Genomic DNA, 16,316 nt, shown 5'->3' on the forward strand with positions numbered 1-16,316 from the left:
AGGTGCCGAACGGCCGAGGCACACGCCCGGCCATTGGACGAGGATCCTGAGATCCGGTGAACGTGGCCGAGCGCCGCTGTTGACGCCCGTCTGTCCGGTTGGTAAACGCTTGCCTCAGCCGTATCCGGGGACGAAACTCTGTGCCATCGTTTGCGCCTGACATGGACGATTTCTTGATGGGCGACTGGTTAGGCGCGGCGGCCCTGGTCGAGCGGGTGCAGGGCTATCTGGACGAGCCCGGCATCGCCGCGGCCGCCTTCGTGCTCGCCTTCGCCGCCGGCGCGGCGCACGCGATCGCGCCGGGCCACGGCAAGACCCTGGCGGCGGCGTACCTGATCGGCGCGGAGGGCCGGGTGCGCGACGCGGCCTGGCTGGGCGGCTCGGTGGCGGTGATGCACACCTTCTCGGTCCTGGTCATCGCGGTGGCGTGGGCGTTCTTCTCGCTCTCGGATCTCGTACGCCTGGAGAACCTCACCGCCGGGCTGCAGATCGTCGCCGGGGTGCTGATCATCGGCACCGGGCTCTGGCTGCTGCGCCGGCACTGGCGCGCTGCCCGCTCGGGCACCGGGCACGGGCATTCCCACGGGCACTCACATGGCCACTCGGGCGGGCACGGTCACGGCCAGTCACGCGTACGTCGCCCCGGCATCGTCCTGCTCGGCATCTCCGGTGGCCTGACCCCGTCCCCGGGCGCCTTCCTGGTCCTGGTGACCGGCCTGTTCGCCGGCCGCTCGGCGTTCGCGCTGCTGCTGGTGATCACCTTCGGCCTGGGCATCGCGACGATCCTGTTCGGCGTCGGCCTGCTGGCCCTGGCCGGCAACAACCTCGTCGTCCGCGTCGCCGAGTCGAAGACCTACCTCCAGGTCGCGGCGAAGGTCACCCCGATCCTGGCCGCGCTCGGCGTCACGGTCCTCGGCGCCGGCCTCACCGTTGTCGGCGTCGGCTCACTCGGCTGACCGCGACCTCACTGCTCAGAGTGTCGGGGCGATCGAGGGCAGCAGGTCCTGGAACGTACGCCCGTTGCCGATCTCGCCGAGCGCGGTCATCGCCCAGCCACCGTCCTGACGGCTGACCTTGGCCATGATCTCCGCGGTGTGCGGGCCGGTCTGGCTCACGTCGAAGCGGGCGATCTCGGTGTGGGTGTTCTCGTCGACCAGCCGGCAGAACGCGTTCTGGATCTGGGCGAAGCTCTGTCCGGTGAAGGAGTTGATCGTGAACACGATCTGCGCGACCTCGGCGGGCACGCGGTCGAGGTGGACGATGATCGACTCGTCGTCGCCCTCGCCGGCACCGGTGCGGTTGTCGCCGGTGTGGACGACGGCGCCGTCCCTGGACTTCAGCTGCCGGAACCAGGCCTGGTCGAGGTGGCCGCCGGCAGCGTCGTAGAGGATCGCGGAGGCATCCATGTCGACGTCGGCGCCACGGAACCCGCCGAAGAGACCCTGTCTGACCGCGTCCCAACCGAGCGCTATGCGTACGTGCGTCATGCTGCTGCCGTCACCGGTGGTGAGCGAGACCGACTGTCCCTTGGCGAGCGAGACGGACAACTGATCCTCCGAGGGCTGGACCGACGCGGGCCGGAGCGGGCGGGACACCACCACCCTAGTCAATCGTGACGGTCACCGGCTCGGTTCCGGTCGCCTCGACCAGGATCCGGTTGTGCTCGGCCTCGCCGACGACCCGGCCGCCCTCGACGGCGATGTCGGGCCCGTCGGGGTAGTGGATCGGGCTCACGAAGATCTCGGTCGGCTCGTCGATCTCCGCGGACGGCTCGTAGGTGTAGCTGAACGCGCCGGTGGCGGGGTCGAAGGAGAGGTCGACCGGGGTGCCGGCCGTGGCCTGCGGGTAGGTGCGGACCAGCGTACGCAGCTTCTCGGACTTCACCGTCGAGAGATCGGCGTCGTCTGCGAACATCCCCTGCGCGCCGTCGGCGGTGGTCGGGTCGTCCCAGTGCTTGTAGGCCCAGTGCATCCAGGAGGTGAAGTGGTCGTCGGCCGAGGCGGTGTCGATGGCCAGCAGCTCGGTGTTGTCGGTCGCGCCGAACTCCGACATCAGGTTGGTCGCGCCCATCGTCTCGGCCTGCTCGAGCGCCTTGAGGTTGTGCGTCTCGTCGTAGTCCTTGCAGCCGCTGACCCCGATCGGGATGCCCTGGGAGTCGAGGTAGCCGTAGGGGCAGTAGCTGTGCCAGGAGTAGCCGACCTGGTCGTCGTTGGCCGGACCGAAGCTCGAGTTGGGGACCTGGTTGGCGAGCAGCTGCGACTCGTACCAGACGATCCCGTCGGGGTCGGAGCGGCGGATCGCCGCCGTCGCCCTCTCGTACGCCGGCTGGAACTCGTTCCGGTAGGAGCTCGCGCACCCGGTGATCGGGCAGGTCAGCCACTCCCGGCCCGCCCACGGCTCGTTGATGAGGTCGTAGCCCATCGAGTAGGGCTGGTCGCCCCACCGCTGCGCGACCGCACCCCAGGCCGCGGCCCAGCCGTCCTGCACACCGTTCTTGTTCGCCCAGAAGTTGTCGTAGACGGTGGCCAGCTCGGGCGTGATGTACGTCGCCGGGAAGGACAGCTTGATCGGCGGGTGCAGGTTGTAGGGCGCCGGCCGTTTCGCCGCCCAGTCGGGTACGCCCTCGCCGCCGTAGGTCTCGTGCCACATGTCCTGGTGGAAGTCGTACTGCATCCAGATGCCCTTGTCGGCGAGCAGGTCGATCACCCGCTGCCAGTCGTCGAGGTAGTCCTCGTCGACCTGCCCGGGGGCGTCCGGGGTCACGCCCGCCCACAGGGTGCCGATCCGGGCACCGTTGAAGCCGTGCTCCGCCAGCCATTCCGCATCGGCCGCGGTGAAGCCCTCGGGTGAGTCGGGTGGGACGTACGGATCGTGCTTCCAGACCAGGTTCTGCCCGTGCACCAGCACGATCCGGCCGTGCTGGTCGACCAGCCAGCGCCCCTCCCGGGACAGACGTTGGGCCCCCTTCGTTGGATCAGCCTCCGCCGGGTCCGCGCCGGCAGGCCCGACCGGGCTCAGCAGCGAGGTCCCGAAGGCGAGCACGGCCGCCGCGGCGGCCACTATTCCGAAGCTTCCCGAGCGACGAGGCATGTCCGGAACCTATTGGTCCCCGCCACCACCGACAAGAACGTGTTCTCATTCTGGACGTATCGCCCGCCAGGACGGGGTCTGCAGTGGACATGGGTGCCCTACGTGCGGTTGAGTCAGACGAGGAGCATTGGGGGAGAATGTCACCTGTGAGAGACGAAGCGAGCGGCTGGTCAGGCACCTGGGTGGCCGAACGTCTGGGCGTGCGACTGCGGACGACCGACGCGCCGAGCGGGATGATGCTCACCGATCTGGTCGGACTGGCGGTGCGACGCAACCCCCGCCGGGCGCAGCTCCTGGTCTCCTCAGTCCTCGGGAAGCACATCCCGACCGACCCGCGGCTGGTGACCGACGCCGGGCTGCGCCTGGGGGCCAAGGCGCGCGCCGCGGCCACCGGTGACGCGGTGGTCCTCGGCTACGCCGAGACCGCGACCGCGCTCGGCCATCTCGTCGCCGACGCCCTCGGAGCGCCCTACCTGCACTCCACCCGCCGGGTCGTCGACGGTATCGAGTCCGTCGCCGACTTCTTCGAGGAGCACTCGCACGCGACCGCCCACCGGCTGCTCCCCGCCGACCCGGCTTTCCTCGCCCGTGCCGAGACCCTGGTGCTGGTCGACGACGAGGTCATCACCGGCAAGACCGTCGTCAACACCATCCGCGCCCTGCACAAGAAGTTCCCGCACAAGCACTACGTCGTGGCCGCGCTCGTCGACCTGCGCTCGGAGGCCGACCGCGGCCGGATGGAACGCTCGATCAAGCGGCTGCGCGCGACCTTGGACGTGGTCTCCCTCGCGAGCGGCGAGATCGAGCTGCCCGAGGACCTCGCCGACAACGGCAACCGGCTCATCGACACCGTCGAGAACCTCCGCCAGCTGGCCGGCGTCGAGCCGAACCGGCGTCCGCGCGGCGAGGTCGTCCAGGTCGTCGCCACCTGGCCACGCGCCGTCCCGGAGGGTGGCCGCCACGGCTTCACAGCCAGCGCCTCCGGCTCCTACGAGTCGGCCGTCACGGTGACCGCCGCGGCGGTCGCCGGCCGTATCCCCGACGGCCCGGTGCACGTCCTCGGCACCGAGGAGCTGATGTACGCACCCCTGCGCATCGCCTCCGCGCTGGCGGACCGGCGCGCGGCCGAGGGCCGGCGCCACGAGATCACCTACTCGACGACGACGCGGTCGCCGGTGCTCGACGTCGACGACCCGGGCTACGCGATCCGCACCGCGATCACCTTCCCGTCCCACGACGCCCCGGCCGACGGCGACGGGCCGCGCTACGCCTACAACCTGCGTGAGGGCGCGTTCGAGACGATCGTGCTGGTGGTCGACGAGCCGGGCGACACCCCCGCGCTGCACGAGGAGGGCGGCCTGGTCGACCAGCTCGCCCGGCTCGCGCCGCGGGTCGTGGTCGTGACCATCCCGGCGTACACCCCGGAGCCGCGCCACGACCAGCCGGCCCGGCAGCTGCCCGCTCCTCTCCACGGGCCGGCCTTCGGCTCCTACGACCGCGACGACGTCGCCTGGCTGCTCAAGGATCTGTCCGCCGACACGTCCGAGGCGCCGGCCAAGGAGCACGCGGAGGCTCACCGGGAGCTCTTCGACGAGGCCCTGACCGCATCGGCTCAGCGGGTCGCGTACGCCATCGGCCTGGTCACCGAGCAGGTGCTGGCCAGGCGCGGGCAGGACGCCGTGCTGGTCTCCCTGGTGCGTGCCGGCATCCCCATCGGGGTGCTGATGCGGCGCTGGGCGCAGCGCGTGCACGGGCTCGACCTGCCCCACTACGCGATCTCGATGATCCGCGGTCGTGGCATCGACCAGACCGCGCTCGCCTATCTCGCCGCCCACCACGACCCCGCCCAGGTGATGTTCGTGGACGGGTGGACCGGCACGGGCGCGATCGCCCGCGAGCTGGCGGCCTCGGTCGAGAAGGCCAACTCGACGCTCGACGCCCATCTGGCCTCGCCGTTCTCCCCGGAGCTCGCGGTCCTCGCGGACCCGGGCCGGAGCGTGGCGGTCTACGGCACCCGTGAGGACTACCTGATCCCGTCGGCATCCCTCGGCTCGACCGTCTCGGGCCTCGTCTCGCGCCCCGTCATCGACGACGACCGGGTCAGCCCCAACGACTTCCATGGCGCGGTATTCCACGCCGACCTGGCTCCGGCCGACGTGTCCAAGAAGTTCATCGACACCGTCGCGGCCCGCTTCCCGATCGTGCGCACCAAGGTGATGCTCGACCTCGGTGCCCACCTCGGCGGCGACCACACGCCCACATGGGTGGGCTGGGACGCGGTCGAGGAGGTCGCGGAGAAGTTCGCGGACGGTGACGTCAGCCTCGTCCAGGCCGGCGTCGACGAGACCCTCCGGCTGCTCCTGCACGGCGAGCCGGCGAAGATCCTGGTGGACCCGGCCCACGACACCGACCTCGGCCCCGTCAAGAAGCTCGCCGAGGCGCGCGACGTCCCGGTGGATCGCATCTCCGGCCTGCCCTACTCCTGCATCGGTCTCGTACGTCCCTGATGCCGGTGCGCCCGCCACAGGACCTGGTCGTCGTCGGGAGCATCAACGTCGACCTGACGGCGCTCGTCGAGCGGTTGCCCGGCGCCGGGGAGACCGTCGGTGGTGGTCGGCTGCGCCGTGACGTCGGCGGGAAGGGTGCCAACCAGGCCGTCGCGGCGAGCCGGCTGGGGGCGCGGGTACGGATGGTCGGCGCGGTCGGCTCCGACGCCGACGGTGCCTGGGCGGTCGAGACGATCCGGGCTGCCGGGGTCGACGTCGCCGGGGTCTGCATCACCGACTCGCCGACCGGCACGGCGCTGATCGCCGTCGACGCGGCGGGGGAGAACCAGATCGTGGTGTGCGGTGGCGCCAACGCGTCGGTCGGCGCCGACGGGATCTCGGTCGGGGCGGACGAGGCCGTGCTGATGCAGCTCGAGCTGTCCCTGGAGGTGATCCGCGCCGTCGCCGCGCGGGCGCCGGGGTTCGTCGCGCTCAACGCCGCTCCCGCCCAGCCCCTCCCGGCCGACCTCGTCGAGCGGGTCGACCTGTTCATCGTCAACGAGACGGAGTACGCCGCGATGCCCGAGCTGCGCGCGGCCCGGCGGGTCGCGGTGACCTATGGCGCCTCGGGTGCGGCCATGATCACCGAGGGCACCGAGACCGCTCGCGTCCCCGCCGTGCCGGCGCCGGACGTGGTCAACACCGTCGGCGCCGGCGACGCGTTCTCCGCTGCGCTCACCCTGGCGATCCAGGCCGGCGCACCGGACGAGCAGGCACTGGGTACGGCCTGCGCGGTCGGCGCCGCCGCGGTCGCGCACCCCAGCGCCCAGCCGCCGCTGGGCCCGTTGGAGACGTACGTCTAGCCCAACTCTTTGCGGAAGAAGTGGGTGGCGTGGGGATTGTCGTTGTAGCGGTCGACGCGCTCGTAGCCGGCCCGCTCGTACATCCCGATCGCCTCGCTGAGGACGTCGCGGGTGTCGAGGCGTACGACCCGGTGGCCCAGTCGCAGCGCCTCGGCCTCCAAGTGGCGCAGCAGGCGTGAGCCGAGGCCCGCGCCGCGCCACGCGGGATCGACCCACATCCGCTTGATCTCGCCGGTGCCGTCGAACTCGCGGACCGCGCCGGAGGCGACCGGGGCGCCGTCGCTGGCGGCCACGAAGAAGGCGCCGTGGGGCGCACGCAGGGAGGGGTCGTCGCCGAAGCCCTCGTCGCCGACGGTGAATCCGAAGCGGTCGCCGATCTCGGCGAAGTAGTGGCCCATCGCCTCCTGGGCCATCGGGTCGCGCGGGTCCACCTGCTCGATGGTGATCGTGGCGGCCCGCACCAGCAGGTCGGCCGTCGCCAGCGCCTCGTTGAGACGGTCGCGCTGCCGCTGGGTGAGCGGATCGAGCAGCAGGTGGGCGCGCTCCTCGGAGCGGCGCTCGAGGTCGTCCCACTGCTTGAGGCCGTCCTCGGTGAGCGCCACCAACCGGCGCCGGCCGTCGGAGGGGTCGCGGTCCATCGCGACGTACCCCTTGCTCTCCAGCGTCCGCAGCATCCGGCTGACGTAGCCGGAGTCGAGGTTGCCGAGGCGGGTCCTGAGGTCCTGCACGGTAGTGGCGGAATCGGAGTCCGAGGCGGCGAGTCCGATCTCGTAGAGGATCCGGGCCGTGCCATAGGGGAGACCACTGCCGAGGAAGGAGTCTTCGAGCGCTCCCACCCGACGGACGTAGCTCATGTTGAACTTGCGCATCACCGAGGTGTCCACTGTCATATACCTGACTTTAGTCAGATAAATCTCGGATTCCAAGAATGGCCCGAAAAGTAGTTGTTCCGGCCTCGTCGCCGGGCGAGAGTGGGTGCGCCGAAGCCGAACGGAGAAGGGCCTCTATGACACCCGAACAGCCTGGCCGCATCACCGAGCATCCAGTGCCGGGCCGTGGCCCGTACGCCATCGCCGCAGGTCCGGACGATGCGCTCTGGTTCACCCTGGAGGGCAGTGGTGAGATCGGCCGCCTCGTTCCGGGAGAGTCTGCCGCCACGTTCCAGCTGGCGTCCGACTGCGGCCCGACGATCATCGCGCCAGGGCCGGATGGCGCGCTGTGGTTCACCGAGTATCGCGCCCACCGGATCGGCCGGATCACGGTCGACGGCGAGGTGAGCGAGTACGCGTTGCCGGAGTGTGGGCCGTACGGGATCGCGGCTGGTCCGGACGGCGCGATGTGGTTCACCGCGACCACGACGGACTCCATCGGACGCATCACCGCCGACGGCACGGTCACCGAGCTTCCGCTCCCGATCACCGAGGCGTTCCCATCGGCGATCGTGGCCGGCCCGGACGAGGCGCTGTGGTTCACAATGAACCAGGCCAACGCGATAGGCCGGATCGACCTGCACGGCGAGGTGACCGTGCACGAGCTCCCCACTCCCGACGCGGCACCGGTCGGCATCACGCTCGGCCGCGACGGCGCGCTCTGGTTCGTCGAGATCGCGGCTGGCCAGATCGGCCGCATCACCGTCGATGGAAAGATCACCGAGCATCCCTTGCCCGACCGCGGCGCGCGCCCGCATGCGATCGTCGCTGGGGCCGACGAGCTCTGGTTCTCCGAATGGGGTGGCAACCGAGTCGGGTCGATCACCACGGCCGGGGTCATCGAGTCCGTCGCGCTGCCGACCCCGAACTCCGAGCCTCATGGGCTCACCATCGGGTCGGACGGCGCGCTCTGGGTCGCCCTCGAGCACGGTGCGCTGGCTCGCGTCACGCTCACATAGATGAAAGGGCGAGGTTCAAACCTCCAGAGGTTGTCCCTCTGGTGGAGGTTTGAACCTCGCCATATGGGGTGAGCGACGGGGCTTGAACCCGCGACCCTCGCGACCACAACGCGATGCTCTACCAGCTGAGCTACGCCCACCATCGGCTCGAACAGCGCATGTTCGAGCCAGCAAGAATCATAGGGGAATCAGGCCGGATCTGTGGAATCGGGGGTGGCCACCGGGTCGCCGAGGCCGGTGATCGAGGCTCCGTGCCGGCCGGCGATCTCTTTCGCCACCTCGGAGTCCGGGCCGGGCATCGGCACGAAGACCGCCTCGCGGTAGTAGCGAAGCTCCTCGATCGACTCCTGGATGTCCGCCAGCGCACGGTGGTTGCCGCGCTTGGGAGGAGCCGAGAAGTAGGCCCGCGGGAACCAGCGGCGCGACAGCTCCTTGATCGAGGAGACGTCGACGTTGCGGTAGTGGAGGAAGCCCTCCAGCTCGGGCATGTCGCGGGCCAGGAAGTTGCGGTCGGTGGCCACCGTGTTGCCGCCCAGCGGCGGCCGAGAGTCCTTGCCGCAGTGCTCCCAGACGTACGCCAGGACCTGCTCCTCCGCCTCCCGCATCGGCACACCGTTCTCGAGCTCGACCAGCAGGCCGGACTTGGTGTGCATGTCGCGTACGAAGTCGTCCATCTGCTCCAGCGCCTCGGCCGGGGGCTTGATGATGATGTCGACCCCGTCGCCGAGCACGTTGAGATCGAAGTCGGTGACGAGGGCTGCCACCTCGATGAGCGCATCGTGCTCGAGGGACAGCCCGGTCATCTCGCAGTCGATCCAGACCAGACGTTCGTTCAGTGAAGCCACCGGAGCACCATAACGCCGCTGGTCGACGGCTTCGCGGAGGGATAGGCGACGATGTGATAACGGTTCCCATGGCGTGGTTTCAGCCTGCGCTCAGGAGACCGGCCTATGTTGGCTCCATGAGCACGGATTCAGCCAGCAGCCCCTCGCGCAAGGAGAAGCGTGAGGCACGCGCTGCCAAGGCCGCCGCGGAGCTGGAGGCTCTGCGCAAGAAGCAGGCCCGCAAGTCGATCCTCACCGTCGCGGCGGTCGTCGTCGCCATCGCGGTGATCATCGGTGGCCTCGTCTGGTTCAGCCTGAACCGGTCCGGTGGTGACGAGATCACCGCGCCCGAGGCCGGCAGCAGCGAGCACGGCCTGGTCATCGGTCCCGACGACGCGCCCCGCAAGGTCGTCATCTACGAGGACTTCCTGTGCCCCGTGTGCGGTGACTTCGAGGCAGCGTCCGGTGAGGATCTCGCCGAGCTGGCCGCTGAGGGCAAGGTTCAGGTCGACTACCGCCCGTTCGTCCTCCTCGACCGGTTCGGTCCCTACTCCGAGCTGGCCACCTCGAGCTTCGCGGTCGTCCAGGAGGAGGCCGGCAACCAGGTCGCCAAGAAGTTCCACGACCTGCTCTTCGAGAACCAGCCCAGCGAGTCCGGCCCGTTCCCCGACGCTGCCGATCTCGTCGACCTGGCTGTCGAGGCCGGTGCTGAGGAGTCCGCGGTCAAGGACCGCATCGAGAGCCTCGACGGCAAGGCCTGGGCCGACGCCGCCACTGCGGCTGCCACCGCGGACGGTGTCCAAGGGACTCCGACCATCCTGCTCGACGGGGAGCAGTTCCTGGAGGGCAACACCATGGAGGAGGTCGCCGCGAACCTGGTCGAGCAGATCTCCTGACCCGGTCCCGGGCTGGGTGGCGTACCTCTCGCTCGTGGTCCGATCCGCGTTGCCCAGGGTTCGGCTGCCGTTTCGGTAGCGGGCTTACGGTTCGGCGACAGCCAAGGGCGGCTGGGCCGAAGACCCCTACGCGAAGGTGCTCGAGATGGCGTACGCGACGACCGAACAAGGCCATCGGATCTATGTGAAGCCGACCGATCCGCGGGCTCTCGGCCTGATCGCCAACAAGGGGCGGATCATCCGTGGCTCGCTGGAGCTGTGGCGGTTGGCGCTCGGGCTGCACGAGTGGCGGACCGTGATCGACATCGGCGTGAACTACGGCGAGATGCTCGTCGGCGTGGATCTCCCCGCGGGGGTGGAGCTGATCGGGTTCGAGCCGAACACCTCGCTGCACAAGGTCCTGCGCAAGACCCTTCACGCCCGAGGGATCGCGATCGACCTGCGGGCGCAGGCCGTCGCCGACAAGCCCGGCACAGCGCGGTTCGCGGTCGACCGGACCTGGTCGGGGACGTCGTCGCTGTACGACCAGCGCCACGACGGCTCGGCGCGCTGGCAGCTCCGCGACGTCGAGGTCACCACGCTCGACGAGGTGCTCGGCGGGTCGGGGCGCTCGTTCTGCGTGAAGGTGGATGTCGAGGGTTTCGAGCGCGAGGTCGTCGACGGCGCGGCGCAGTCGCTGGCCGGCACTGCCCACTGGGCGCTGATGCTCGAGATCGAGCACATGGACCGTGGCTACCTCGCCGAGCTGGGCCGGACGCGCGACGTGTTCCTGAGGGAGAAGGAGACCGACTCGCTGCGGCGGTTGCCGGGCGCACGGGTCGCCGTGGAGGAGCTTCTCGACGATCCGGCGCTGCATCGCCAGGACTGTCTTGTCCTGAGCCCGGCACTGGCCGCTGAACAGCGATAACGTGGCGGCATGACCGAGATCCAGATCGTCGAGCAGTTCCTGGCCGCGCTCGAGACCGGTGAGGTCGACGCTGCGCTGCTGCTGTGCGCGGACGACGTCACCTACCAGAACGTTCCTCTTCCGCCCGCTCGTGGCCTCTCGGAGGTCGGACGCCAGCTCCGCATCATGGGGAAGTACACGACCGGCTTCGAGGTCCGGATGATCAACATCGCGGCCAACGGCCCGGTGGTGCTCACCGAACGCATCGACGTGCTCAGCCGCGGCTCGGTCTCCGCCGAGTTCTGGGTGTGCGGCACCTTCGAGGTGCGCGACGGCAAGATCGTGCTCTGGCGCGACTACTTCGACTGGACCACCTTCATCGCGGCAGGCGTCAAGGGCGTCGGCCGGGCGGCGTTCGGCGCGATCCGGAAGGCCGTCGGCCGCTGAGTCGTTGTGCGCAGTGCACGAGGCACATCGTGCACTGTTCTTGTGACGCCAGTCACAACGAGCCCTAATCTCGGAGACATGCCTCGTGCGTCAGCCGCTCTCCTCGCCCTGCTCCTGACCGCTTCCGCTCTGGTCGCCTCGACCGGCCCGGCGATCGCAGACCCCGAACCACCCGGTGACCAGCCGCTTCCCGGCTACACGATCAGCAACCCGCCGGTAGCGCCGATCGTCGTAGGTGGCCAGGAGACGACGGTGCGTCAGGGCGTGCACGAGCACGCCGCGTACATCCTCGAGGTCCCGGCCGACTGGAACGGCGAGCTGGTGATGTGGGCCCACGGCTACCGCGGGCTCAGCTACACGCTGACGCCCGAGACGCCGGGGTTCGGGCTGCGGCGTACGTTCCTCGAGCAGGGCTACGCCTGGGCGGCATCGAGCTACTCGACCAACGGCTACGACGTGGGGGCAGGGGTGCGCTCGACGCGGGACCTGGCGACGTACGCCTCCAAGCTGCTGCCGCGCAAGGCGACCCGCACCTATGTGACCGGGGTGTCGATGGGCGGGCACGTGATCGGGCGCTCGCTGGAGCAGTATCCGGGCTTCTACGACGGTGCGATGCCGATGTGCGGGCAGCTCGGGGACGTGGAGCTCTTCGACTTCTTCGTCGACTACAACCTCGGCGCGCAGGCGCTCGCGGGGCACGACGCCTACCCCTACACCAAGGACTATCAGAGCGTCGACGTCCCGGTGATCAAGGAGCGGCTCGGGCTCGGCGGCACCCTGACCCCGGAGGGCGAGCAGCTGCGGGCGATGACCATCGAGCGCAGCGGCGGTCCGCGGCCGGGCGCGGTGGCGGCCTTCGGGCAGTGGAAGGACTTCCTCTTCACGCTGCCGTCGGTCGACGACGGTGGCACGCTCGGCTTCAACATCGGCCGGGTGGCGACCAACCAGGACACCGTCTACACGCCGAGCTCACCGGTCGACCTGAACACCGAGATCGAGCGGGCGGATCCCACCGATCCGGCCGGGCGCTACAGCCACCGGCTCAACGCCCCGTCCCGGATCTCCGGCCGTCCCACCGCCCCGGTGGTGAGCCTGCACAACCTCGGCGACATGTTCGTGCCGTTCTCGCTGGAGCAGATCTATCTGCGCGAGGTGAAGCGCCACCACCGCGGCGGTCTGGTCGTGCAGCGGGCGATCCGCTCGGCCGGGCACTGCGAGTTCAGCCCCGCCGAGGCCTCGGCCGCCTGGGGCGATCTCGTCGACTGGGTCGAGCACGGCGACCGTCCGGCCGGCGACGACGTGCTCGACCGGGCAGCCGTCGCCGCACCCGACTACGGCTGCGCGTTCACCGATCCCACGGCGTACGGGACCGGGTCGCGTCGCCTCTACGCACGGTGTCCCTGACCGGGGTCAGCGGACGACGTCGTAGACGAGCTTGATGATGCCGTTGGCGTAGGTCTCCGACTCGACCAGCGCGAGCCGCTGCTTGTCCTTGTCGGTCTCGCTCCACATCGACTTGCCGGCGCCGAGGACGACGGGGAAGACGAGCAGGTGGTAGCGGTCGATCAGGCCGGCGTCGGAGAGGTTGCGGGCGAGCTCGGCGCTGCCGGCGATCAGGATCGGGCCGCCGTCGCCCTGCTTGAGCTTCTCCACCTCGTCGAGCGACCTCAGGATGGTCTGCGGACCCCAACCCTCGACCAGGGCGTCGTCGCCGAGGGAGGTCGAGACGACGTACTTGGGGATCTCCTTGACCACCGTGAAGTCCTCGATGTCGGGCCAGATCGGTGCGAAGGCCTCATAGCTGCGCCGGCCGAACATCATCGCGCCGGCCTCCTCCATCTCGCTGCCCTTGATCGCGTAGGCCTCCGGCAGGAACTCGATGTCCTTGTAGGTCCAGCCGCCGCTGCGGTGCTGCTCGTATTCGGAGCCGCCGCCGGGGGAGTCGACGACGCCGTCGATGGACACGAACGCGGAGTAGATGAGTGTGCGCATGACTCGATCCTGCCCCCGCGGGTCCCCATACCGCCACAAGTATTTCGTTGCACAACTCGGTGCCGCACGTGATGGTGAGGCATGACCTTGTACGAGGACCTCGGCGGCGAGCCCGCGCTGCGCCGGCTGAGCGACGCGTTCTACGAAAGGGTGCTGGCCGACGAGCTCCTCGCGCCGGTGTTCGCGAACTTCACGCCCACCCATGTCGAGCGGGTGGCGATCTGGCTGGGTGAGATCTTCGGTGGCCCGGCCGACTTCACCGCCAGGCTCGGCGGCCATCAGGCCCTGCTGAACGTCCACCTCGGCCTCGGGATCCGCGAGGAGCACCGGCAGCGCTGGCTCGAGCTCATGCAGGCCGCGATCGAGGAGGTCCTGGCCGACCGGCCGGACCTGCACAAGACGCTGATGGCCTACTTCGACTGGGGCACCGCGATCGCCAAGGACGTCTCCCAGGAGCCGCCGGGGACCGACCTCGGCGACCCGGGGCCGACGCCCCGTTGGGGCCGCGACGGACTGGTGAAGGACTAGCCTGGCCGGGTGACCGCTCGACGACGTGCTCAGGAGTTCTGTGAGGCGTACGGCCTCTCGATGCCGATCCTTCAGGCGCCGATGGCGGGTGCGTGTCCGCCCGCGGCGGCGGCCGCGGTCGCCGATGCCGGCGGGATGGGCGCGGCGGGGGTGGTGCTCGACTCGCCGGATCGGATCGCGGAGTGGGCCGCCGAGTTCCGGTCGCTGTCCGCGGGGCCGTTCCAGCTGAACATCTGGATCCGCGACCCGGCCGATGACGACCCTGCCAGGATCTCGGCGGCGGAGGAGTTCCTGACCCGGTTCGGTACGCCGGGCCCCGAGCAGCCGCCCGCGCCGTCCTTCGAGGAGCAGTGCGAGGCGATGCTCGCCGCCCGGCCGAGGGCCGTCTCCTCGATCATGGGGCTCTTCTCGCCGGAGTACGTCGACCGCCTGCATGAGGCCGGGATCGCCTGGTTCGCGTGCGCCACGACCCTGGCCGAGGCGCAGGCCGCGCAGGAGGCCGGCGCCGACGCCATCGTGGCGCAGGGTCTCGAGGCCGGCGGGCATCGAGGGGTCTTCGAGCCGGAGACGGCGGAGCGTACGGCCGTCGGGCTCTTCGCGCTGCTGCCGCACATCGTCGACGGGGTCGACCTGCCGGTCATCGCCACCGGCGCGATCGCCGACGGACGTGCCGTCGCCGCTGCCCTGACTCTCGGCGCGAGTGCCGTGCAGGTCGGCAGCGCGCTGCTGCGGTCGCCGGAGACGGCGATCGCCGACGCCTGGGCGGCCTCGCTCGACGGCCTCGCGCCGGAGGACACCGTCGCCACCCGCGCCTACTCCGGCCGCCTCGGCCGCGCCGCCCCGACCCCGTATGTGCGCTCCTGGGAGGCGCCGGGTGCGCCTTCGCCCGCGCCGTACCCGCACCAGCGACGCCTGGTCGCCAGGTGGCGCAAGGGGACGCCCGACCCCGCTGCCGAGGTGGCCTTGGACCGGGCCAACCACTGGGCCGGCCAGGCCGCGGCGCGCGCGGTGGCCGAGCCGGCCGCCGACATCGTGACCCGGATGTGGAGCGAGGCACGGAGCCACCTGCCGGACATGGTCTAGAGCGACGGTGTAGAACGGAAGGCATGAGCGAAACCTGGCCCCAGCGACTGCTCGCGGACGGCTTCGGCCGGATCGCGGAGACCCTTCCTTCGATCGTCGACGGCCTGTCGGTCGACGACCTGCTGTGGCGGCCCTACGACCGGGCGAACTCGATCGCCTGGATCCTGTGGCACATCGCCCGGATGGAGGACGCCCAGATCGCACCGCTCGCCGGCGCCGAGGAGGTGTGGGCGCGCGAGGGCTGGGTGGAGCGGTTCGCGCTGCCGTACGCACCCGGCGCGATGGGCTACGGGCAGAGCGCCGAGGACGTCGCGGCGTTCCGGCTCGAGGACCCGAAGCTGCTGACCGGCTATTACCAGGCCGTCCACGAGGTCACGATCGAGCTGGTCGACTCGTTGAGCGAGGACGACCTCGCCCGCGTCATCGACGAGCGCTGGGACCCGCCGGTCACTCTCGCGGTGCGGCTGGTCAGCGTCGTCGACGACGCCGCCCAGCACATCGGCCAGGCGGCGTACGTCAAGGGCTTGCTGGGTCTCCGCTGATTCAGCGCCCAGGTCAGAGGACGGCGGCGATGGCCTCGTCGATCGAGGCGTCGCCGGAGACCAGCTCCCACTGCTTGCCGACGGTGGCGTCGTCGTCGATCAAGGCGGCGATGACCGCGGCCACGTCGGCACGCGGGATGGTGTGGCGGTCGAGCTTCTCGGCCAGCTTCACCCGCCCGGTGGCGGGCTCGTCGGTGAGGCCGCCGGGACGCAGGATGGTCCAGGCGAGGTCGCTGTCGCGCAGGGCGATGTCGGCGTCGCGCTTGGCCTCGACGTAGGCCTTCCACACCTCGCCCGCGTCGGCCGGGACCGGCTCGTCGACGCCGATCGCCGAGACCTGCACGAAGCGCCGGATGCCGGCGGCCTTCGCGCCCGCGATCGACTTGGTCGAGCCCTCCAGGTCGACGGTGCGCTTGCGCTCGATGTTGCCGTCGGGGCCGCCACCGGCGGCGAAGACCACCGCGTCGCAGCCGGCGAAGGCGGCGGCGAACCCGTCGGCGTCCTGGTTCTCGATGTCGAGCAGGCCGACCTCGGCGCCGAGCGCTTCGAGCTCGGCTCGGTAGCTCTCGCTGCGTACGAGCGCGACCGGGGTGTGGCCCGCGGCCGCGAGGATCGGATGGAGATGCAGGGCGACCTTGCCGTGGCCGCCGACGATGGCGATGCGCATGCCTCCACGATAGGCACATCAACCACTGACAAATGTCACCGCCGGGTCCGGACAATCAGATCTGACGTCCGGGTGCCTCGGAGCGCGAGTCTGGAGACACCGCCCACGGTGGGTGGTGGAGACG

17 protein-coding genes and 1 tRNA gene are annotated in these 16,316 nt (G+C 70.3%); 11 read left to right on the top strand and 7 right to left on the bottom strand.

Annotated features, from left to right (window positions below):
* Positions 1-176 precede the first annotated feature (176 nt).
* On the top strand, positions 177-956 hold the full coding sequence (locus ABZY89_RS14955) for a cobalt transporter (protein WP_355228329.1): 780 nt from the start codon (positions 177-179) through the stop codon (positions 954-956).
* 15 nt (positions 957-971) lie between these two features.
* On the opposite strand, the gene ABZY89_RS14960 is transcribed toward ABZY89_RS14955, so the two are convergent.
* A complete protein-coding gene (locus ABZY89_RS14960) occupies positions 972-1,547 on the bottom strand; it encodes a TerD family protein (RefSeq protein WP_355018265.1) in 576 nt (191 codons plus the stop codon).
* Positions 1,548-1,602: 55 nt separating this feature from the next.
* Entirely contained in the window at positions 1,603-3,090 is a 1,488-nt protein-coding gene (locus ABZY89_RS14965; RefSeq protein WP_355228331.1) for a cellulase family glycosylhydrolase, read from the bottom strand.
* 137 nt (positions 3,091-3,227) lie between these two features.
* Here ABZY89_RS14965 and ABZY89_RS14970 point away from each other — a divergent pair, with 137 nt between their 5' ends.
* Together ABZY89_RS14970 and ABZY89_RS14975 are read left to right on the top strand one after the other, a co-directional pair.
* A complete protein-coding gene (locus ABZY89_RS14970) occupies positions 3,228-5,597 on the top strand; it encodes a phosphoribosyltransferase domain-containing protein (protein WP_355228333.1) in 2,370 nt (789 codons plus the stop codon).
* 5 nt (positions 5,598-5,602) lie between these two features.
* Positions 5,603-6,439 carry a ribokinase gene (locus tag ABZY89_RS14975; protein WP_355228335.1) on the top strand — a complete coding sequence of 279 codons (837 nt, stop codon included), beginning with the start codon at positions 5,603-5,605 and terminating at the stop codon, positions 6,437-6,439.
* Here the strand turns inward: ABZY89_RS14975 and ABZY89_RS14980 are convergent.
* On the bottom strand, positions 6,436-7,329 hold the full coding sequence (locus ABZY89_RS14980; RefSeq protein ID WP_355228337.1) for a bifunctional helix-turn-helix transcriptional regulator/GNAT family N-acetyltransferase: 894 nt from the start codon (positions 7,327-7,329) through the stop codon (positions 6,436-6,438). The two genes, ABZY89_RS14975 and ABZY89_RS14980, sit on opposite strands and share 4 nt — an antisense overlap.
* 116 nt (positions 7,330-7,445) lie before the next feature.
* On the opposite strand from ABZY89_RS14980, the gene ABZY89_RS14985 reads away from it, so the two are divergent.
* Positions 7,446-8,327 carry a virginiamycin B lyase gene (locus ABZY89_RS14985; RefSeq protein WP_355228339.1) on the top strand — a complete coding sequence of 294 codons (882 nt, stop codon included), beginning with the start codon at positions 7,446-7,448 and terminating at the stop codon, positions 8,325-8,327.
* Between the two features lie 64 nt (positions 8,328-8,391).
* On the opposite strand, the gene ABZY89_RS14990 is transcribed toward ABZY89_RS14985, so the two are convergent.
* Positions 8,392-8,467 (bottom strand) — tRNA-His (locus ABZY89_RS14990).
* A 48-nt stretch (positions 8,468-8,515) separates the two neighbouring features.
* The gene (gene orn / locus ABZY89_RS14995; protein WP_355228441.1) at positions 8,516-9,163 is read right to left on the bottom strand and encodes an oligoribonuclease; all 648 of its coding nucleotides are present in this window, start codon (positions 9,161-9,163) and stop codon (positions 8,516-8,518) included.
* Positions 9,164-9,288: 125 nt separating this feature from the next.
* On the opposite strand from orn, the gene ABZY89_RS15000 reads away from it, so the two are divergent.
* From ABZY89_RS15000 to ABZY89_RS15015, 4 genes are all read left to right on the top strand, one after another.
* Positions 9,289-10,047 carry a thioredoxin domain-containing protein gene (locus tag ABZY89_RS15000; protein WP_355228340.1) on the top strand — a complete coding sequence of 253 codons (759 nt, stop codon included), beginning with the start codon at positions 9,289-9,291 and terminating at the stop codon, positions 10,045-10,047.
* A 145-nt stretch (positions 10,048-10,192) separates the two neighbouring features.
* On the top strand, positions 10,193-10,954 hold the full coding sequence (locus ABZY89_RS15005) for an FkbM family methyltransferase (protein ID WP_355228342.1): 762 nt from the start codon (positions 10,193-10,195) through the stop codon (positions 10,952-10,954).
* 9 nt (positions 10,955-10,963) lie between these two features.
* Complete coding sequence (locus ABZY89_RS15010) at positions 10,964-11,380, top strand: limonene-1,2-epoxide hydrolase family protein (RefSeq protein ID WP_355228344.1); 417 nt, start codon at positions 10,964-10,966, stop codon at positions 11,378-11,380.
* A 78-nt stretch (positions 11,381-11,458) separates the two neighbouring features.
* Positions 11,459-12,784 carry a hypothetical protein gene (locus ABZY89_RS15015; RefSeq protein ID WP_355228346.1) on the top strand — a complete coding sequence of 442 codons (1,326 nt, stop codon included), beginning with the start codon at positions 11,459-11,461 and terminating at the stop codon, positions 12,782-12,784.
* Between the two features lie 6 nt (positions 12,785-12,790).
* Here the strand turns inward: ABZY89_RS15015 and ABZY89_RS15020 are convergent, their stop codons facing one another.
* Entirely contained in the window at positions 12,791-13,372 is a 582-nt protein-coding gene (locus ABZY89_RS15020) for a dihydrofolate reductase family protein (RefSeq protein WP_355228347.1), read from the bottom strand.
* 81 nt (positions 13,373-13,453) lie between these two features.
* On the opposite strand from ABZY89_RS15020, the gene ABZY89_RS15025 reads away from it, so the two are divergent.
* Genes ABZY89_RS15025 through ABZY89_RS15035 form a run of 3 tightly spaced genes read left to right on the top strand, consistent with a single transcriptional unit; the run spans position 13,454 to position 15,525 of the window.
* Positions 13,454-13,900: a group II truncated hemoglobin gene (locus tag ABZY89_RS15025; protein WP_355228349.1), complete on the top strand. Its 447-nt coding sequence runs from the start codon at positions 13,454-13,456 to the stop codon at positions 13,898-13,900.
* 9 nt (positions 13,901-13,909) lie between these two features.
* The gene (locus ABZY89_RS15030) at positions 13,910-14,983 is read left to right on the top strand and encodes a nitronate monooxygenase (RefSeq protein WP_355228351.1); all 1,074 of its coding nucleotides are present in this window, start codon (positions 13,910-13,912) and stop codon (positions 14,981-14,983) included.
* A 23-nt stretch (positions 14,984-15,006) separates the two neighbouring features.
* A complete protein-coding gene (locus ABZY89_RS15035) occupies positions 15,007-15,525 on the top strand; it encodes a DUF664 domain-containing protein (protein ID WP_355228352.1) in 519 nt (172 codons plus the stop codon).
* Between the two features lie 13 nt (positions 15,526-15,538).
* Here the strand turns inward: ABZY89_RS15035 and ABZY89_RS15040 are convergent, their stop codons facing one another.
* Complete coding sequence (locus ABZY89_RS15040) at positions 15,539-16,192, bottom strand: SDR family oxidoreductase (protein ID WP_355228354.1); 654 nt, start codon at positions 16,190-16,192, stop codon at positions 15,539-15,541.
* Positions 16,193-16,316: the final 124 nt, after the last annotated feature.

Source organism: Nocardioides sp. NPDC006303, from assembly GCF_040613175.1.
Taxonomy (GTDB): Bacteria; Actinomycetota; Actinomycetes; order Propionibacteriales; family Nocardioidaceae; genus Nocardioides.